This window comes from Corynebacterium lizhenjunii, assembly GCF_011038655.2.
GTDB lineage: Bacteria > Actinomycetota > Actinomycetes > Mycobacteriales > Mycobacteriaceae > Corynebacterium > Corynebacterium lizhenjunii.
In genome coordinates this window covers 2,593,087-2,607,882 of record NZ_CP064954.1, presented here as the reverse complement: position 1 = coordinate 2,607,882, position 14,796 = coordinate 2,593,087, and the positions used below count along the sequence as shown (strand labels likewise).

16 protein-coding genes are annotated in these 14,796 nt (G+C 60.9%); 8 read left to right on the top strand and 8 right to left on the bottom strand.

Going from position 1 to position 14,796, the window contains the following annotated elements; translation table 11 throughout:
• Window positions 1–317: 317 nt before the first annotated feature.
• From rpmH to G7Y31_RS11830, 8 genes are read left to right on the top strand one after another with little or no spacing between them, the layout of a single operon-like run.
• Window positions 318–461, top strand: coding sequence for a 50S ribosomal protein L34 (rpmH, locus tag G7Y31_RS11865; RefSeq protein WP_003847033.1), 144 nt, complete (start codon window positions 318–320; stop codon window positions 459–461).
• 2 nt (window positions 462–463) lie between these two features.
• Window positions 464–901, top strand: a complete 438-nt coding sequence (gene rnpA / locus G7Y31_RS11860) for a ribonuclease P protein component (RefSeq protein ID WP_165009305.1) — start codon at window positions 464–466, stop codon at window positions 899–901.
• Between the two features lie 17 nt (window positions 902–918).
• Window positions 919–1,188 (top strand): membrane protein insertion efficiency factor YidD, encoded by a 270-nt coding sequence (gene yidD, locus G7Y31_RS11855; RefSeq protein ID WP_165009307.1) that lies wholly within the window; start codon window positions 919–921, stop codon window positions 1,186–1,188.
• Between the two features lie 11 nt (window positions 1,189–1,199).
• Complete coding sequence (gene yidC / locus G7Y31_RS11850; RefSeq protein ID WP_165009309.1) at window positions 1,200–2,177, top strand: membrane protein insertase YidC; 978 nt, start codon at window positions 1,200–1,202, stop codon at window positions 2,175–2,177.
• Window positions 2,178–2,181: 4 nt separating this feature from the next.
• Window positions 2,182–2,847: a 16S rRNA (guanine(527)-N(7))-methyltransferase RsmG gene (rsmG, locus tag G7Y31_RS11845; protein ID WP_165009311.1), complete on the top strand. Its 666-nt coding sequence runs from the start codon at window positions 2,182–2,184 to the stop codon at window positions 2,845–2,847.
• Between the two features lie 10 nt (window positions 2,848–2,857).
• A complete protein-coding gene (locus G7Y31_RS11840) occupies window positions 2,858–3,706 on the top strand; it encodes a ParA family protein (protein ID WP_165009313.1) in 849 nt (282 codons plus the stop codon).
• Window positions 3,707–3,712: 6 nt separating this feature from the next.
• Window positions 3,713–4,738 carry a ParB/RepB/Spo0J family partition protein gene (locus G7Y31_RS11835; RefSeq protein ID WP_165009315.1) on the top strand — a complete coding sequence of 342 codons (1,026 nt, stop codon included), beginning with the start codon at window positions 3,713–3,715 and terminating at the stop codon, window positions 4,736–4,738.
• A gap of 19 nt (window positions 4,739–4,757) precedes the next feature.
• A complete protein-coding gene (locus tag G7Y31_RS11830; protein WP_165009383.1) occupies window positions 4,758–5,333 on the top strand; it encodes a hypothetical protein in 576 nt (191 codons plus the stop codon).
• Between the two features lie 80 nt (window positions 5,334–5,413).
• On the opposite strand, the gene G7Y31_RS11825 is transcribed toward G7Y31_RS11830, so the two are convergent.
• From G7Y31_RS11825 to G7Y31_RS11790, 8 genes are all read right to left on the bottom strand, one after another.
• Complete coding sequence (locus tag G7Y31_RS11825) at window positions 5,414–6,595, bottom strand: N-acetylmuramoyl-L-alanine amidase (RefSeq protein WP_165009317.1); 1,182 nt, start codon at window positions 6,593–6,595, stop codon at window positions 5,414–5,416.
• A gap of 48 nt (window positions 6,596–6,643) precedes the next feature.
• Entirely contained in the window at window positions 6,644–6,967 is a 324-nt protein-coding gene (trxA, locus tag G7Y31_RS11820) for a thioredoxin (RefSeq protein ID WP_165009319.1), read from the bottom strand.
• Between the two features lie 6 nt (window positions 6,968–6,973).
• On the bottom strand, window positions 6,974–7,900 hold the full coding sequence (trxB, locus tag G7Y31_RS11815; RefSeq protein ID WP_165009321.1) for a thioredoxin-disulfide reductase: 927 nt from the start codon (window positions 7,898–7,900) through the stop codon (window positions 6,974–6,976).
• Between the two features lie 125 nt (window positions 7,901–8,025).
• The gene (locus G7Y31_RS11810; RefSeq protein ID WP_165009323.1) at window positions 8,026–8,580 is read right to left on the bottom strand and encodes an RNA polymerase sigma factor; all 555 of its coding nucleotides are present in this window, start codon (window positions 8,578–8,580) and stop codon (window positions 8,026–8,028) included.
• A gap of 180 nt (window positions 8,581–8,760) precedes the next feature.
• The gene (locus G7Y31_RS11805) at window positions 8,761–9,393 is read right to left on the bottom strand and encodes an RloB family protein (protein ID WP_165009325.1); all 633 of its coding nucleotides are present in this window, start codon (window positions 9,391–9,393) and stop codon (window positions 8,761–8,763) included.
• A 3-nt stretch (window positions 9,394–9,396) separates the two neighbouring features.
• The gene (locus G7Y31_RS11800; protein ID WP_165009327.1) at window positions 9,397–10,710 is read right to left on the bottom strand and encodes an AAA family ATPase; all 1,314 of its coding nucleotides are present in this window, start codon (window positions 10,708–10,710) and stop codon (window positions 9,397–9,399) included.
• A gap of 297 nt (window positions 10,711–11,007) precedes the next feature.
• Complete coding sequence (pepN, locus tag G7Y31_RS11795; protein ID WP_165009329.1) at window positions 11,008–13,608, bottom strand: aminopeptidase N; 2,601 nt, start codon at window positions 13,606–13,608, stop codon at window positions 11,008–11,010.
• A 73-nt stretch (window positions 13,609–13,681) separates the two neighbouring features.
• The gene (locus G7Y31_RS11790) at window positions 13,682–14,215 is read right to left on the bottom strand and encodes a YceI family protein (protein WP_165009331.1); all 534 of its coding nucleotides are present in this window, start codon (window positions 14,213–14,215) and stop codon (window positions 13,682–13,684) included.
• Window positions 14,216–14,796 lie beyond the last annotated feature (581 nt).

Below are 14,796 nucleotides of genomic sequence, written 5' to 3'. Positions count from 1 at the left end.
AGCTTGCCGATGCCCCTTAACCTCACCGCCCCAGCCCTCACCGCACCCCGGGACAGGTCCTCCCAGCAAACGCGCCCAATTACTGGTCTGAGCTGGGAGAAAAAACATTCTTGTAATTTCGGGTGTAACCCCGTGTCGATTTGGCCCTATAGCGTCAATTCACGTAATCTGTCATGGTCTATCGCAGCGAAAGCTGTGCGTGAGAGCACTCGCCACCTTCCAGCGGCGGCTTGAGCATTAATATCTCACGGTTTTATACACACATGTGGCTGGTTGCACGCGCGTGCAACCAGCTTAGAACTGCAAGGAGAATTACCGTGGCAAAGGGCAAGCGGACGTTCCAGCCGAACAACCGTCGCCGTGCACGTAAGCATGGCTTCCGTACCCGTATGAGCACCCGTGCGGGGCGCGCTATTGTGGCAGCGCGCCGCAAGAAGGGCCGCGCAAAGCTGACTGCATAGTCATGCTTCCCCCGCAGCATAAGCTCACTTCACCGGCACAATTTCGCCGGTGCTTCAAGGAGGGCAAGCGGGCAGGATCGCGCACTGTCGTGGTGCATTACCGCGACCAGACGCTTGAACATCACCCAGCCGAAGTAGCGGCCACTGGCCCCCGCTTCGGCTTGGTTGTTTCTAAGGCCGTCGGGAATGCGGTCGTACGCCACCGCACCTCCCGGCGGCTTCGTCATGTCTTAAGGCAGCTGGCTCCGCAGTTGCCCCCGCACGCGGACATCGTGGTGCGGGCCCTGCCCGCCAGCGCGGACGCCAGCAGTGCGAAACTTGCCGCTGATCTGCGCAAAGCGCTGCGCAAGGCCGGCGCCCCAATGCCGAGCAAATCCACCGGTACGGCACCTAGCCCAACCCCGGGTGCAACCTCGGGTACGGCACGGAGCTGGGCGTAGAGGGGGCATCGGCAAGCTTGGAGTACTACAACCATGAGGGCGAGCCCATCCCGGCGCCCCGCGGCGGGGCCCGGCCCCTGGTGGCGGCGGTGCGGTTCTACCAAAAGTACCTCTCACCCCTTAAGATGGTATCCACCTGCCGTTTTGAGCCCACTTGCAGTGCATATGCACTGGAATCCATCTGCGTCCACGGCGCTTGGAAGGGCACTGTCGCGGCATTAGTCAGGCTGGTCAAATGCGGCCCCTGGCACCCGGGAGGCTACGACCCGGTTCCCAAGACAACCTAGGAAGATTTCACGTGCTTAATTTTATCTATTGGCCGCTATCAGCTGTGTTGTGGTTTTGGCACTGGCTGCTGAGTTTGGTCATGAACCCCGATTGGGGCGTCACCTGGATTCTGGCCATTGTGCTGCTGACCTGGACCATTAAGTCCTTGTTGGTGAAGCCAACCATCAACCAGATTCGCTCCACCCGCAAAATGCAGGAGATCCAGCCCAAGATTGCGGAGATCCGGGCCAAGTACCCCAATGATCAGACCAAGGCCGCGCAGGAGATGCAGCGGATCTATAAGGAATCCGGCGTGCGTCCTGTGGCGGGCTGTCTGCCACTAATCGCGCAGCTGCCGGTGTTTATTGGTCTATTCCACGTGCTGCGCTCTTTCGACCGTACCGTGGCGGTGGGCGGAAGCTTTGGGCACGTCAGCGAGCCCATGTCTGTGGCTGACAACGCCAATACCGCCAACTACATCTTCTCCCCGGAGCTGGTGCAGTCCTTCCTTAATGCGGAGGTTTTCGGCGTGCCGCTGGTGGCCAACCTGCGGGTGAACTCGCCAGTGCTTAACGATGTCACTGTGGCCCAGGCCGCAGTTATCATCGTGCCGCTGATTGCGATCATTGCTGTGTTTACCCACCTCAATGCCCGCTTCTCCCTGGCGCGGCAGGAGCGCCGCAAGGCTGCGGGTAAGGTCACCGCCCCCACTGGCCCGAACGCAGAGATGATGGAGATGCAGACCAAGCTCATGAACAACATGATGCTGTGGTTCCTGCCCGCTACCCTGGTCATCTCCGGTGCAATTTGGCCCATCGGTTTGCTCTTCTACATGCTGGCCAACACCACCTGGACCTTTGCCCAGACCCACCTGGTGTTTAAGAAGATGGACGCTGAGGAAGAAGCCGAAGAGCAGGCCAAGATTGAAGCCAAGCGCACCTCCGCCCCTAAGCCGGGCGCGCGCAAGGTTGATAACCGCACCAAGAAGCAGCGCAAGGGCAAGAATTAACGTGATGGACTCTCACGGCACCTCCAGCGAGCCCGGCGGCTCTGGCGGTCTTGGCACCTCCAGCGCCCCCGCAAGCGCCGCGGATGTCTTTGGCCCCCGTCTGGAGCTGGCCCAGCGCTACCATGACTCACTGGCCACCGATGGCAACCAGCGTGGGTTCATGGGCCCGCGGGAAATCCCCCGGCTGTGGGAGCGCCACATCCTCAACTGTGCGGTAATTGGTCAGGTCATGGCGCAGGAAGCCCGGATTGTGGATGTCGGTTCCGGTGCGGGGCTGCCCGGCATCCCGCTGGCTATTGCGCGGCCGGACCTGCAGATCACGCTGATTGAGCCGCTGCTGAAGCGCTCCACATACCTCAGTGAAGTCACGCAGATGCTGGGCCTGGACAACGTCACCGTGCTGCGCGGCCGGGCGGAGGAAGGCCCGATTAAGCGGGCCGTAGCTGGCGCGGACGTGGTGACTTCGCGCGCCGTGGCGCCCTTGGGCAAGCTGGCTAAGTGGTCGCTGCCCTTGGTGCGCGTGGGTGGGGAAATGATCGCGATGAAGGGTGAGAGCGTCTTTGAGGAACTCGAGCGTGACGCCCGGGACATCAAGCAAGCAGGCGGCGGCAAAGCCCGCGTTGAACAGGTCAAAGGAACCACTATTATTCGTGTCCCCCGCGTGAAGTAATCTAGTGGGCATGACTTCAGCGCGCTTAATCACCATCGCTAATCAGAAGGGTGGGGTGGGCAAAACCACCTCCGCGGTCAATCTGGCCGCCGCCCTGGCCGCCGATGGGCGCAAGGTCCTGGTGGTGGACCTGGATCCGCAGGGAAACGCCTCTACTGCGGTGGGGGCGCAACACACATCCGGGACGGACTCCTCCTATGAGGTTCTGCTGGGGGATCGCACCGCTGAGCAAGCCATGCAGCCCAGCCCGGACAACCCCAACCTCTTTTGTATCCCCGCCACCATTGACTTGGCAGGTGCAGAGATTGAGATGGTCTCCCTGGTGCGACGCGAGTTTCGGCTTTATGATGCCCTGCATAACGGCTTCCTGGAATCCCACGGCTTCGACTACGTCTTTATTGACTGCCCGCCGTCGTTGGGTCTGTTGACCATCAACGCCATGACGTGTGCGGAGGAAGTCCTCATCCCCATTCAGTGCGAGTATTACGCGCTGGAAGGCGTGGGTCAGCTTTTGGGCAATATCGGGATGATCCGCGAGCACTTGAACCAGCAGCTACACATTTCTGGCATTTTGCTCACTATGTTTGACGCGCGCACCAAACTGGCGGAGCAGGTGGCCAATGAGGTGCGCAGTCAGTTTGGCGCGGTGGTTCTTGGTAACGTTATCCCCCGCTCCATTCGTGTCTCCGAGGCCCCGGGTTTTGGTAAGACGGTGGTGGCTTATGATCCCAGCTCTACGGGTGCCATGGCGTATGTGGCGGCGGCCCGGGAGTTGGACCTGCGCGGCGACTATGTGCCGCACCCCAGCACCGGGGCCATCGGTGTGAGCCCAGAGATTTACGCGGAATTGGAAGGATAATCCTCTATGGAAAAGCAGCGTCAAGGTGGCCTGGGTAAAGGCCTGGCAGCCCTTATTCCTTCGGGTCCCAATGTGCCTCAGCGCAGCCCGCGTTTGGGTGCCGGGGCTGCCGATGCCATCTTTGGCACCGCTCCGCAGAAATCCTCCGGACAGGCAGAGGGCAAGCAGATCAAGGGCGCCCCCACCATTTCGCAGGGTACTGCCGGTAAGCGCCAACCGAAGCCGGCAACGATTGGGGCCACCTACCGCGAGATCCCGTTGGGTGAGGTCACGCCCAACCCCAAGCAGCCACGTACTGTCTTTGATGAGGACGGCCTTAATGAGCTGATCCATTCCATCAAGGAGTTCGGTCTGTTACAGCCGGTGGTGGTGCGCCCTGCGGCTGAGGGTGGCTTTGAGCTGATCATGGGCGAGCGCCGCTGGCGGGCGGCTTCCAAGGCGGGTCTGGCCACCATTCCGGCGATTGTGCGCGACACGGCGGATGATGCCCTCCTGCGCGACGCCTTGCTGGAAAACCTCCACCGCGTGCAGCTCAATCCGCTGGAAGAGGCCCACGCTTATGCGCAGTTGCTCGAAGAATTTGGGGTTACGCAGAATGAACTGGCGGATCGCATTGGGCGCTCTCGCCCCCAGGTCACGAACACGCTGCGCTTGCTTAAGCTTCCGGTAGAGGTTCAAAAACGTGTCGCCGCTGGCGTGTTGTCCAATGGCCACGCCCGCGCCTTGTTGGGCTTGGAGGACCCGGAGGCCATGATCCAGCTGGCCGGCCGCGTGGTGGCAGAGGGCTTGTCCGTGCGCGCCACGGAGGAGGCCGTTACCCTGTGGAAGCGCGACGGCCAACCGGAGCCGAAGCAGAAGAAGGCCACTGCTGCGACCCCGCAGTTCTTTACTGAACGCGCCGACCGCCTGGCCGATCGCTTCGACACCAAGGTCACCGTCACCATGGGCAAGCGCAAGGGCAAGATGGTGGTCGAGTTCGGTGATCAGGAGGACTTTGAGCGCATCCTGGCCATCATCGAAGGCCAGGCTTAAAACCGAGGAGCAGCAGCTCATGTGGGTAGAGCCTTATTCCCCCGGCGGGCCGCTGCACCCCCAGGCGTCCAAGTCGGTCTTCTGGGAGCTCAAGGACACGGTGGCTGATACCGCCTTTGAGAAGGAAGCCTGGCTCTTAGCCATGCTCGTCCGCGTGGGCGAGTGCGGCTTTACTGTGGGCAGTGAAGCCACCGTGTTCTTCTGCCCGCCCCAGTACGCACCAGGTGCCGCCAAGCTGCCCACTGCCCCCGTATCTGCCGATGCCGCCTTCTTGACCTCCCTGTTCATCTCCCCCACCCGGGCCTCCCGCGGGCTGGAGGCTGTGCTGCTCGATGCCACCATTGTCCACCTCATCACCGCTGATTACCCCGCCGTGGAGGCCTTTGGGTTCCGCGATAGCGCCCGAGCAACCGCCCTGCTGGGGGCCAAACCGGCGCTTATTGGGCTACTGCCGGTCGAGATTCTGGAGTCTGCTGGTTTCAAAGTAGTCCAGGAACACCCCGCCACCCCACGCCTGCGCCTGGACTTGCCGCCGGAGAACCCGCTGCTTAGCGCCGCCGCAGTCGAGGACCTCCTGGCCCGCGCGCTGGCCTAGCGAGATTCAACTCCGGCCGCGCACCCAGGGCTAGCGGCATCTAACCCCGGCTGCGCACGCCCGGCCGCGCACGCCCAGGCCTAGGCGCGTTCTGCCTGCAGCAGCTGCTCGAACTTGTAGGTGCCCGTGACTGCGGTGTCCTCGTCGAGCAGGTACATGCGCTTGACGGCAACCACAATGGCCTCTGCAATGTTGTCACGGGAGGCGGCATCGGTAAGCACAGCTACATCGGAAGGATTGGTCAGGTAGCCGAGCACCACCTGCACCACCGGCATCTGGGTCAGGCGCAGCAAATCCCAGGTGCGACCGTGGTTGTGCAGGTTAATCAGGGGCGTGCGCGCCACAATCTCCCGCTGAATGTAGCCAGAGAGGGCCTCGCCCAGCAGGGAGGAATTGCCCGCCTGCGAGCCAAAGTAGAAAGAGGCCACCCCATTGGCTTTCTCATTGTGGTAGCGGTCGCAGGCCAGGGAAATAATCAGGTCCGCGCCAAAGGCGTTGGCCAGCTCGGAGCGGTCCTTAATCGACGGATCATCCAGGCGCGGCCGTGAGATAATGGTCTCCATACCTGCCGCAATCATGCGCCCTTCCAGGCGCTGGGCCAGATCCCACAGCAGCTCTTCCTCAGTGATGTCGCCGAAACGGCCACGCACGGTCAGGCCTTGGTTGGCACCGCCCAAGGCTGGGTCAATGACCACGCGTTTGCCAGCCAGTTTGGGCCCGGCGTTGCGCACGCGCTCAATTTCTTGGATATTGTGCGCCGAACCGGACGTGATGCGCCGGCCCAAAAGGCTCAGCGCGCGAATGGTGGTGGGGCCGCACACGCCATCGTCTTGCAAACCGGCGTTGAGTTGGTATTCCACCAGTGCGGCGTGGGTGTTTGGCCCAAAAAGACCATCCACCCGGTGGTGATAAAAGCCTAGTTCGTGAAGCTGTTTTTGCAGCTGGGAAACATCGTCGCCCACCAGTTCCGCACCGGGCTGGAAGTTGAGCACACGTGCCCCCAAGCTATAGGAGGCTTGGCGCAGCTCGCGCAGGGTGGGCTCGTCAATGGAACCAGACGGGACTATGCCCCGCGATTGCTGGAAACCCTTCAAGGCCTGCGCCAAGTGGGCGTCGAAGACCTTGTCTTCTTCAGAGAACCGCTGCTTCTTCCAGTCCGTGACTTCCCCGGTGTAGCCGGAGTTATAGCCCAAGCGGGCAAGGGTCGCACGAGCCTCAGCGACTCGTGCGCTGTGGTCGCCAACGCGAAGAACGCGGTCCACACGAACCCCTTTCCAATCTCACTTATTTCCTCTAGGAGACACTAGCAGCTAGAGCTGCTTGTTGATTTGCGCGACAATCGCATTCTTGGACTTCACGCCCACGAATTCATCTACCTTTTCGCCGTTGTTGAAGATCAGCACCGAGGGGATGGACATGATTTGGAACATGGCGCCCAGGTTGCGCTCCTCGTCTACGTTTACCTTCACAACCTTGACGGAGTCCCCCAGCTCGCTGGCAACTTCATCCAGGATTGGGGAAAGCTTCTTGCACGGCCCGCACCACTCGGCCCAGAAGTCCACCACTACTGGCTTATCGGATTCGATGACTTCGCTCTTGAAGGTATCGGTGGTTACTGCTTGTACGTTGCTCATAATGGTCTATCGGCTTTCTGCTAGGAAGTGTTCGGCATCAATGGCGGCGCGGCAGCCGGAACCGGCGGCCGTGATCGCCTGCTGGTAGTGGTCATCCACCAAGTCACCGCAGGCAAAAACGCCCGGCAGGGAGGTCTTGGTGCTGGGGTGTTCCACGGTGACGTACCCGGCTTCATTTGTAGCCACCTGGCCCTCCAGGAACTCGGAGCGCGGGTCATGGCCAATGGCCACGAACATGGCAGTGACGTCTAGGCGGGAGGTCTGCCCAGTGGTGACATCCTTAACGGTTAGTCCCGCCACCTTGCCTTCGCCTTCGAGGACCTCTTCAACCGTGGTGTTGGTCAGCCACTTGATCTGCGGGTTTGCCTTGGCGCGCTCGAGCATGATCTTGGAGGCCCGGAAGTTTTCTGAGCGGTGGATAATGGTCACCGTCTCCGCGAATTTGGTCAAGAAGGTGGCTTCCTCCATGGCGGAGTCTCCGCCGCCAACCACGGCAATGTTGTGGCCCTTGAAAAAGAAGCCGTCGCAGGTCGCACATGCGGACACGCCGCGCCCGCCCAGTTCAGCTTCACCGGGAATGCCCAGGTAGCGCGGCGCAGCACCGGTGGCCAGGATGACGGTGCGGGCCTCAAAGACCTCATCACCCACATGTAGGCGCTTAATCTCCCCCTCCAGCTCTACCTTGTCCACCAGGTCCATGCGCAGGTCAGCGCCAAAGCGAATGGCCTGCGCACGCATTTCCTCCATGAGCTCCGGGCCCATAATTCCCTTCTGGAACCCGGGGTAATTTTCTACCTCAGTGGTGTTCATCAGCTCGCCGCCGTACTCATAGCCCTCAAACACGATGGGGTTAAGCTCAGCGCGCGCCGCATACAGCGCCGCGGTGTAGCCGGCGGGGCCAGAGCCCACGATGGCGACGTCATGGATGGTCATTACGTACTCCTTTGAGAGTCTTTGAAGGTATATGACACTTAACGTCCCGATCCTACTCGGCAATTCCCGCCAGGTTTAAACCCCCAACGTGTGCCCCACGGTGTGCCCCAGCTTGCCGATGCCCCTTAGCCCGATGTCAGCGCATTGCGCAAGGCTTCCTTCGCCCGGGCCCTGCGGGATTTGACGGTGCCTGTCTGCACGCCGTGGGCTTGGGCGACATCGGCAAGCGAGAAGCCTTCGATTTCCGTGAGGTAGATGGTGGCGCGTTGATCCTCCCCCAGGGAGTTGAGGGCCTCCGTCAGCGCGATGCTGGTGTCAATGTGTTCCTCATAGGACAGCGCGGTGTTGTAGTCCGGGTCCAGGGGGAAGGCATCTAGGGAAGACATCTGGCGCTGCCGGTGATACTTGGCGTGGTCGTAGCCCGCGTTCATCACCAGCCGCTGGAGCCAGGTGGACAGCTTCGCGTCCTGGCGGTAGTTGCCCAAGGAATTTGCTGCCCTGAACAAAGCCTCCTGGACGATATCGTCTGCGTCATGATGGTCGCTGACATAGCGTTGCGCTACGAAGGTCAGCCGGCGCCGGTGGCGCTCCACGATGGCTGAGAACGCGCGGTCATCGCCACCCAAGAATGCGTCGATGAGCTCGTTGTCTGTGCGGTCGGTGCGTGCTTGTGGTTCCATGAACCTCAACCCCCCGTTAGAACTTTCCTTTGTTCTTAATTTCAGCACGTCCGCACCGACGCGTCTACCCTTTTTCTTGCACACTTCATTGCGCAATCCCAGGATAGCGGGGGTGATCTCGGGGGTAGACCCTGCTCCCCAAGGTCTCTTGGGCGCTCCAGCCGTGGGCCTCACACGGCGCTAGTGGCACTCCCTCAGCAGCTTCTCCACTAGAAAGTTAGCTGTGGTGAAGCCGCCTGAGACATCACGCAATTCGCTTAGGGAACTGGGAATGTTCGTGAAGCGGGGTGCTGCTCTGTTGAGCGCTTCAACTATCTGCTGCCCGTCTAGCGGAAGCTGATTGGCACTCCCCTTGCGGTAAGCAGGGTTGTGGTGCTTTAGCCGCTGCATGCATTCTTTCTTGCTGGCTATGCCCTTGGGATCCTCGTAGTGCAGCAATAGCCAATACTCAAAAAAGGGGCTGGACAGCGCTACAAATCTGTTGGCATGCTTGGCGGCCCAGCTGTAGACCGCGGCTATGAAGTCGTCTTTTTCTCCATCATCGCGGTCGATCACTACCCAGGCCTCGTCACCGGCGCGTAGCTGGTGGCCTTTCTTCAAGCTGTCCAACTGGTCCTGAACAGTTTCTTGAACTCCAATAGCACTCGGGTTCTTTCCCTGCAACACTATGACCTTGACGTGCCGTGGATTCGGCACCAACGCGCTGAAGTACTCGCGCTCAGTCTCACCTTCAACGCCAATGATGTAGATCTTGCGTTGCTCGCGGGTCGCGTAGCGGTTGGTGCCGATGTTGCGGCGCTTGCGTGTGGGCACTACTCACCTCCTATGCGAGGAGAAGAGATCGGCGGTAGTGATGAGAGGCAAGCCACCGAATCGCCCATCGAGGTAGCTACGCCGAAGATCTTTGTCTGCACGCAGGCCCTTGTATTCCGACAGGGAGATGAGTGAGGTGGCGCCTTGGCGCGATTTCTCCGCAATCCAAATCTCATCACGGCGGAAGATGTCAAGGTCCATCAGCATGAGGTCGTGAGTTGTGAATATGAGCTGAGAGCGGGTGTGCTCAGAGCAGTGATGCAAGAAATCCTCAATTAGTTGGCGCACCAAGAGGGTATGGAAACTCCGGTCCAGCTCGTCTATTATCAGCAAGAGCTCGGAGTTTTCTTGCGTGAGGGCCCAAAACAGTGGAAAGAGCTTCAGGGATGCTTTAGTGCCGTCAGACTCTTCGCTCCAGTCAAATGGCACGGGTTCGTTGTTTTCGCCATGGTGCGTAAGCAGGACCCGGGATGCGAGCGTTTGTCCTGAACTCTTGGTAACCTCATACCTGCCGTGGGCAGTCTCGAAAGACGCCAATTCGTCCTCTCCTAGGTTGCTGATAGCGTGCTCTAGTTCCTCTTCGGGTAAGCGGATCGATTCGATGGGAATCGGGTGCCGTTCTACGCCCTCGATGCCGACGCCGAGTGAATGCAGGAAGGAATCCATTCCTTCGACATTCGGAGCAGCTAGGCCATTAGTGGTGAACCCGGCAGGAATAATGACAACGTTTTCGAGCCATCGGCTAGGAGCGGAGAACAACGCAACATGGTCGTTGCTGCCCCGATCCAATACTGAAATTCCTGAAACCACAGGTACATGTGGGCGGACTCCCTTAGCAATTTCCGCGATACTGGATCCCTCAAAGCTCTTGTCCACTTCGACCATCTGCCCAGTGCGCTCGAAAACCACCAATTCATCGCGACTGCGCAGCTCCACCAATGCTTCGAAGGTTATGGTTGTCCGAGTGTGGGCGATGCTGTACTCATAGATGGCGTCCTCAAGGGAAAACAGCAGGCTAAACTCGCAAGGCTCCGTGAGAGTGTGCTTACTAAGTTTAAATGGCGTAAACGGAAGCGTTTTTCGCTCTATAGAGGAACTCAGTACCAGTGACTTGAGATGTTGCAGTGCTGCCACAAGGTTTGATTTTCCGGCAGCGTTTGGGCCGTAGACTCCCGCCAGTGGGTTAATCCGTTTCCGGTACCGCTTTTGCAGATAAGGTAAGCGAGCCTGATGCTTTTGCTCCCGGGTTGCTACCAAGCTCAACGTGGTTTCCTCTTTAAACGAGCGGAAATTCTTGACCTTGAGTTCCAGTAGCATGGGACCGTCCAATCTGCGACCTAGGCGGGTAGGGTGCGTTCTTCTTGACCCTAGTTTTGACCGTAGTCCTTGACCCTAGCACTAGTAACGCCACGAATACCGTTAAGGAGAGAGTTTTTCTCCCCTTCTGTATCACGGCAGGCCAAGCGGCCGGGAACACCCGGCCCAACTTTGGCGTGAACGACTCATTCTTGTCTTGGATACCCGACTTGCGACATTTAGTGCGGAAGTCGGCACCTACGTGGGCCAGTCCCTGCTCACCCGCGCGCTAACGCGGGAGCACGCAACCGGGGCACTCTAGTGCGGTTGCGCCGCGCGCACGCGCAGGGTCCGAGCGAGGGAGTCCTGGCATTCGAGGAGCACACGGCGCAGGGCACCGGGGATCTCGCCAGCGTCCGCACCGCCAGAACTCGCAGCAGCGGCAGCGCCAGTGCTAGTCCCGGCGGCATCGCCGTCCGGAAGGCCCTGCGCCAGGAAGGCATCGGTGCGTGCTAGGGCGCTTTCTTGTTCCGGGTAGAGGCCGCGGACCAAACGGTTGGCGATTTCGATGGGATGATCAGCCCAGAGGGCGGGCAGCACGTCGAAGAACTCCTCGGCAAAGTCGGCGCGGTCGGCGTGGGGGCTGTGGTAGGCAGCGAGGAGTTCGTCTACTTCAGCATTGGAGTAGGCGCGGGGCTGGCGCACCAGGTCAAAGACTTCGCGGGTGCGCGATGGATAACTATTGCGCGCGCCCAAAAAGGCGGCAGCACCGGTCAGGGTGTTATCGGCGGCACGCTCTTGCTCCAGCTCGGCAAGCGAGACCGCGTCCCGGGAGGCCAGGGCGCCCAGGATGGCCCAGCGCACGTCTGGATCCAGACGCAGGCCCTCCAGTTGGCCGTCCAATAGGAAGCGCAAACGCTCGGTCCCCTCCGGCGCTGGGGTGGCAGCCAGGGCGGAGATGGTGGTGCGCGCGACGGTGAGCTGGGCATCGGAAGCGGAAGGGGCACGGTGAGGATCCTGGAGCAGCTCCCAGAGGGCATCGGCAAACTGCACCCGGAAGTCATCGCGGTCGATGTAGTAGTTCACCGCGTGCTGGGCGTTAGCCAGGGCCGTGGCCAGCAGACCTGGGCTGGGCTCAGCCGGGGCGTGGTCGAGCACGGTGCCCACGTACTCGCGGGCGTCCCACTCGCCGTCGCGGGTTGCCTGCCACAGGGACGTCCACACCACAGCGCGGGTGAGCTCATCTTCAATGCGCGACAAGCCGCTGCGCAGGGTAGCCAGGGAGGTGGCGTCGAAGCGCACCTTGGCGTAGGTGTGATCGCCGTCGTTGAGGACAATGAGCGCGGGGTTGCCCACCTCAGCGATTTGCGTGGTGGCCTCCCCCGGCAGATCCACGTCCAGCGACTGGTATTTGCGCAGGTCAGCATCGAAGAGGGAGACGCTAAGCCGGTGGGGACGCAGCGTGTCTGCGGCCGTGGCGTCGATGTGCAGCGTGCCGTCGACTACGCGGGGAGTAAGAGTATCGGGACCCCAGGTGCGCAGCCAAGCCTTGGCCCAAGCGTTCAGGTCGCGCTCGGTGTGCGCCTGGAGGCTATCAAGCAGGTCTTCGAATGTGGCGGAACCAAAGGCGTGGGCTTGGAAGTAGTCGCGTGCCCCGGCATAGAAATTGTCGCGGCCGATGTAATGCACCAGCTGCTTGAGCACCGCGGCACCCTTGGCGTAGGTGATGCCGTCGAAGTTCTGTCGCGCGGCGTCCACATCGGGGATCTCCGCCTTGATGGGATGCGTGGTAGGCAGCTGGTCTTGGGTATAGGCCCAGTTCTTGCGGGCGCTGGCAAAACTGGTCCAGGCCTCGGCGTACTCGGTGGCCTCAATCGAGGCGTCCGCGCCCATGAACTCCGCGAAGGACTCCTTAAGCCATAGGTCATCCCACCATTGCGGGGTTACCAGGTCCCCGAACCACATGTGCGCCATCTCATGCAAGATGGTGTTGGTGCGCCCTTGGCGCTGCCAACGGGTGGCTTGGGAGCGGAAGAGATAGGTCTCAGTAAAGGTAACCAGGCCGGGGTTCTCCATCGCACCCAAGTTGTATTCGGGCACAAAGATGGAGTCATACTTGCCCCACGGGTACGGGTAGGCATAGGCCTGATGGTAAAAGTCCAGGCCCTGGCTGGTCACGCGCAGGATTTCCTCATCCACGTACTCTGCCATGGAGGCGCGCGCCCAAGCACCCAGTTCGATCTGCAGCCCAGAGCCGTCCGGTGCCGTCCAGGTGGTGTGGCGGCCGACGTAGGGTCCGGCGGCAAAGGCAGTCAGGTAGGTCGACAGCCGTGGGGTGGGTGCGAAACTTACGGTGACGATGCCCTCGTGGTCCCCCGTCGTCTCCCCCTCACCCTGGGTGGTGCGGGAGATTTCTGGCTGGTTGGCCAGCACAGCCCAACCATCGGGTGCGGTGATGCTGGTGTGGAAGACCGCCTTGAGGTCCGGCTGGTCAAAGCAGGGGAAGATGCGGCGGGCATCGGAAGGCTCAAGGTGGGAATAGAGGTAGACGTTGCCATCGGCGGTATCGACCATGCGGTGCAGGCCCTGGCCGGAGCGTGAATAGCTCGCCCGGCCGCTGATGCGCAGGGTAAACTCCCCCGGCTGCGCTAGCTGCGGCACGGACACCCGGCCGTTGCTGAAGTCTACGGGGACTTCGGTGCCATTGAATTCCACGCTGCCGACGGCGCTGCCCAGGAAGTCAACGAAGCAGGCCGCAGGGTCCACCTGCTGGGCGCTGGTGCCGACAATGGTGACCTTGACCTGGAAGTCCTCGCCCGTCGGGGCCTGGCTAAGGTCTAGGTCCAGGTCATAGCGCTCCAGCTCAAAGGCGGCGCTGCGGGCTTGGGCTTCGCGGTAAGTGAGATTGGAATCTGGCATAAGGGACAGTGTAACCCGGCCCACCCGCCGGGTCTGCCTAGCCATCGCAGCACGACTGCTTGCCGCTGCAGGGCTACTGCTTGATGGCGGAGACCTCGATCTCCAGCTTGATTTCCTCGGAAATTAGCACGCCGCCGGTGTTGAGGGGTGCGTTGAAATCAATGCCGAAGTCGGTGCGGTTGATCTTGCCGGTGGCTTCGAAACCGAAGCGGGTGTTGCCAGCGTGATCCTCGGCCAGGCCCTCGGCGTCGACCTTGAGCGTCACCGGCTTGGTGATGCCCTTGATGGTCAAATCTCCCGTCACCGTGCCGTTGCCGTCCTGATCTACGTCGAAGGCGGTGGTAGCGAAGGTGATTTCCGGGAAACGCTCGACGTCAAAGAAGTCCTCGCCACGCACGTGGGCATCGCGGTCGGAGTTGCCAGTGTCAATGGAAGCGGCCTGGACGACGACGTTGGCGGAGGAGTCCGCAATGGACTCGCCGACGGAAATGGTGCCGGTGTGCTCACCAAAGTGGCCGCGAGTCTTGGTCACCATAGCGTGGCGGGCAACGAAGCCGATGGTGGTGTGGGCGGGGTCAATGGTGTAGATGCCTGCCAGTGTAGTCATGAGGTGCTCCTTAATGGTTGCGGTTTATTGCACGTTTCTTCCGGCTTGTTTGCCGGTGCCCCCATGCTACGGACTTTCGCCCATGACTTCAAGCGTGAAGTACTCGACCCCTTCGGAACTGCAGGAACTTGGCAGCTGTTGACGAGAACGTGGTCCCAACCCCTCAGGGCACTAGTCCCATTTGCTCCACACAGGCCCTATCTGCCCACGCGCTAATCCAATTTGTTCACACGCTGATCCCATCTGCCCCACGCGCTACCTGTATATGAAACTATCCCGCGATATATACAAGTAGCCTTGAGCCTGGTCCGCGACCTGGAAAAACGCGAGAGCCTTCGGGTCACCTGTATATGAAACTATCCCGCGATATATACAAGTAGCCTTGAGCCTGACCCAATGGCTCGGGGCGGTTCACGTCGCGAGGTGTGCGACTTGGGGCTCCGCTGAGATCCGGGGGCCTCCGTGTCTACCCCAAGGGAGGTAGAGCCCCGCGTTAACGCGGGGCTCTACCAGTGCGCAGCGCCATGTCCGCGTAGGAGTCCAGCGGCCCCGCGTAAGCGCGTGGCCCTAGCGCGGGCGCC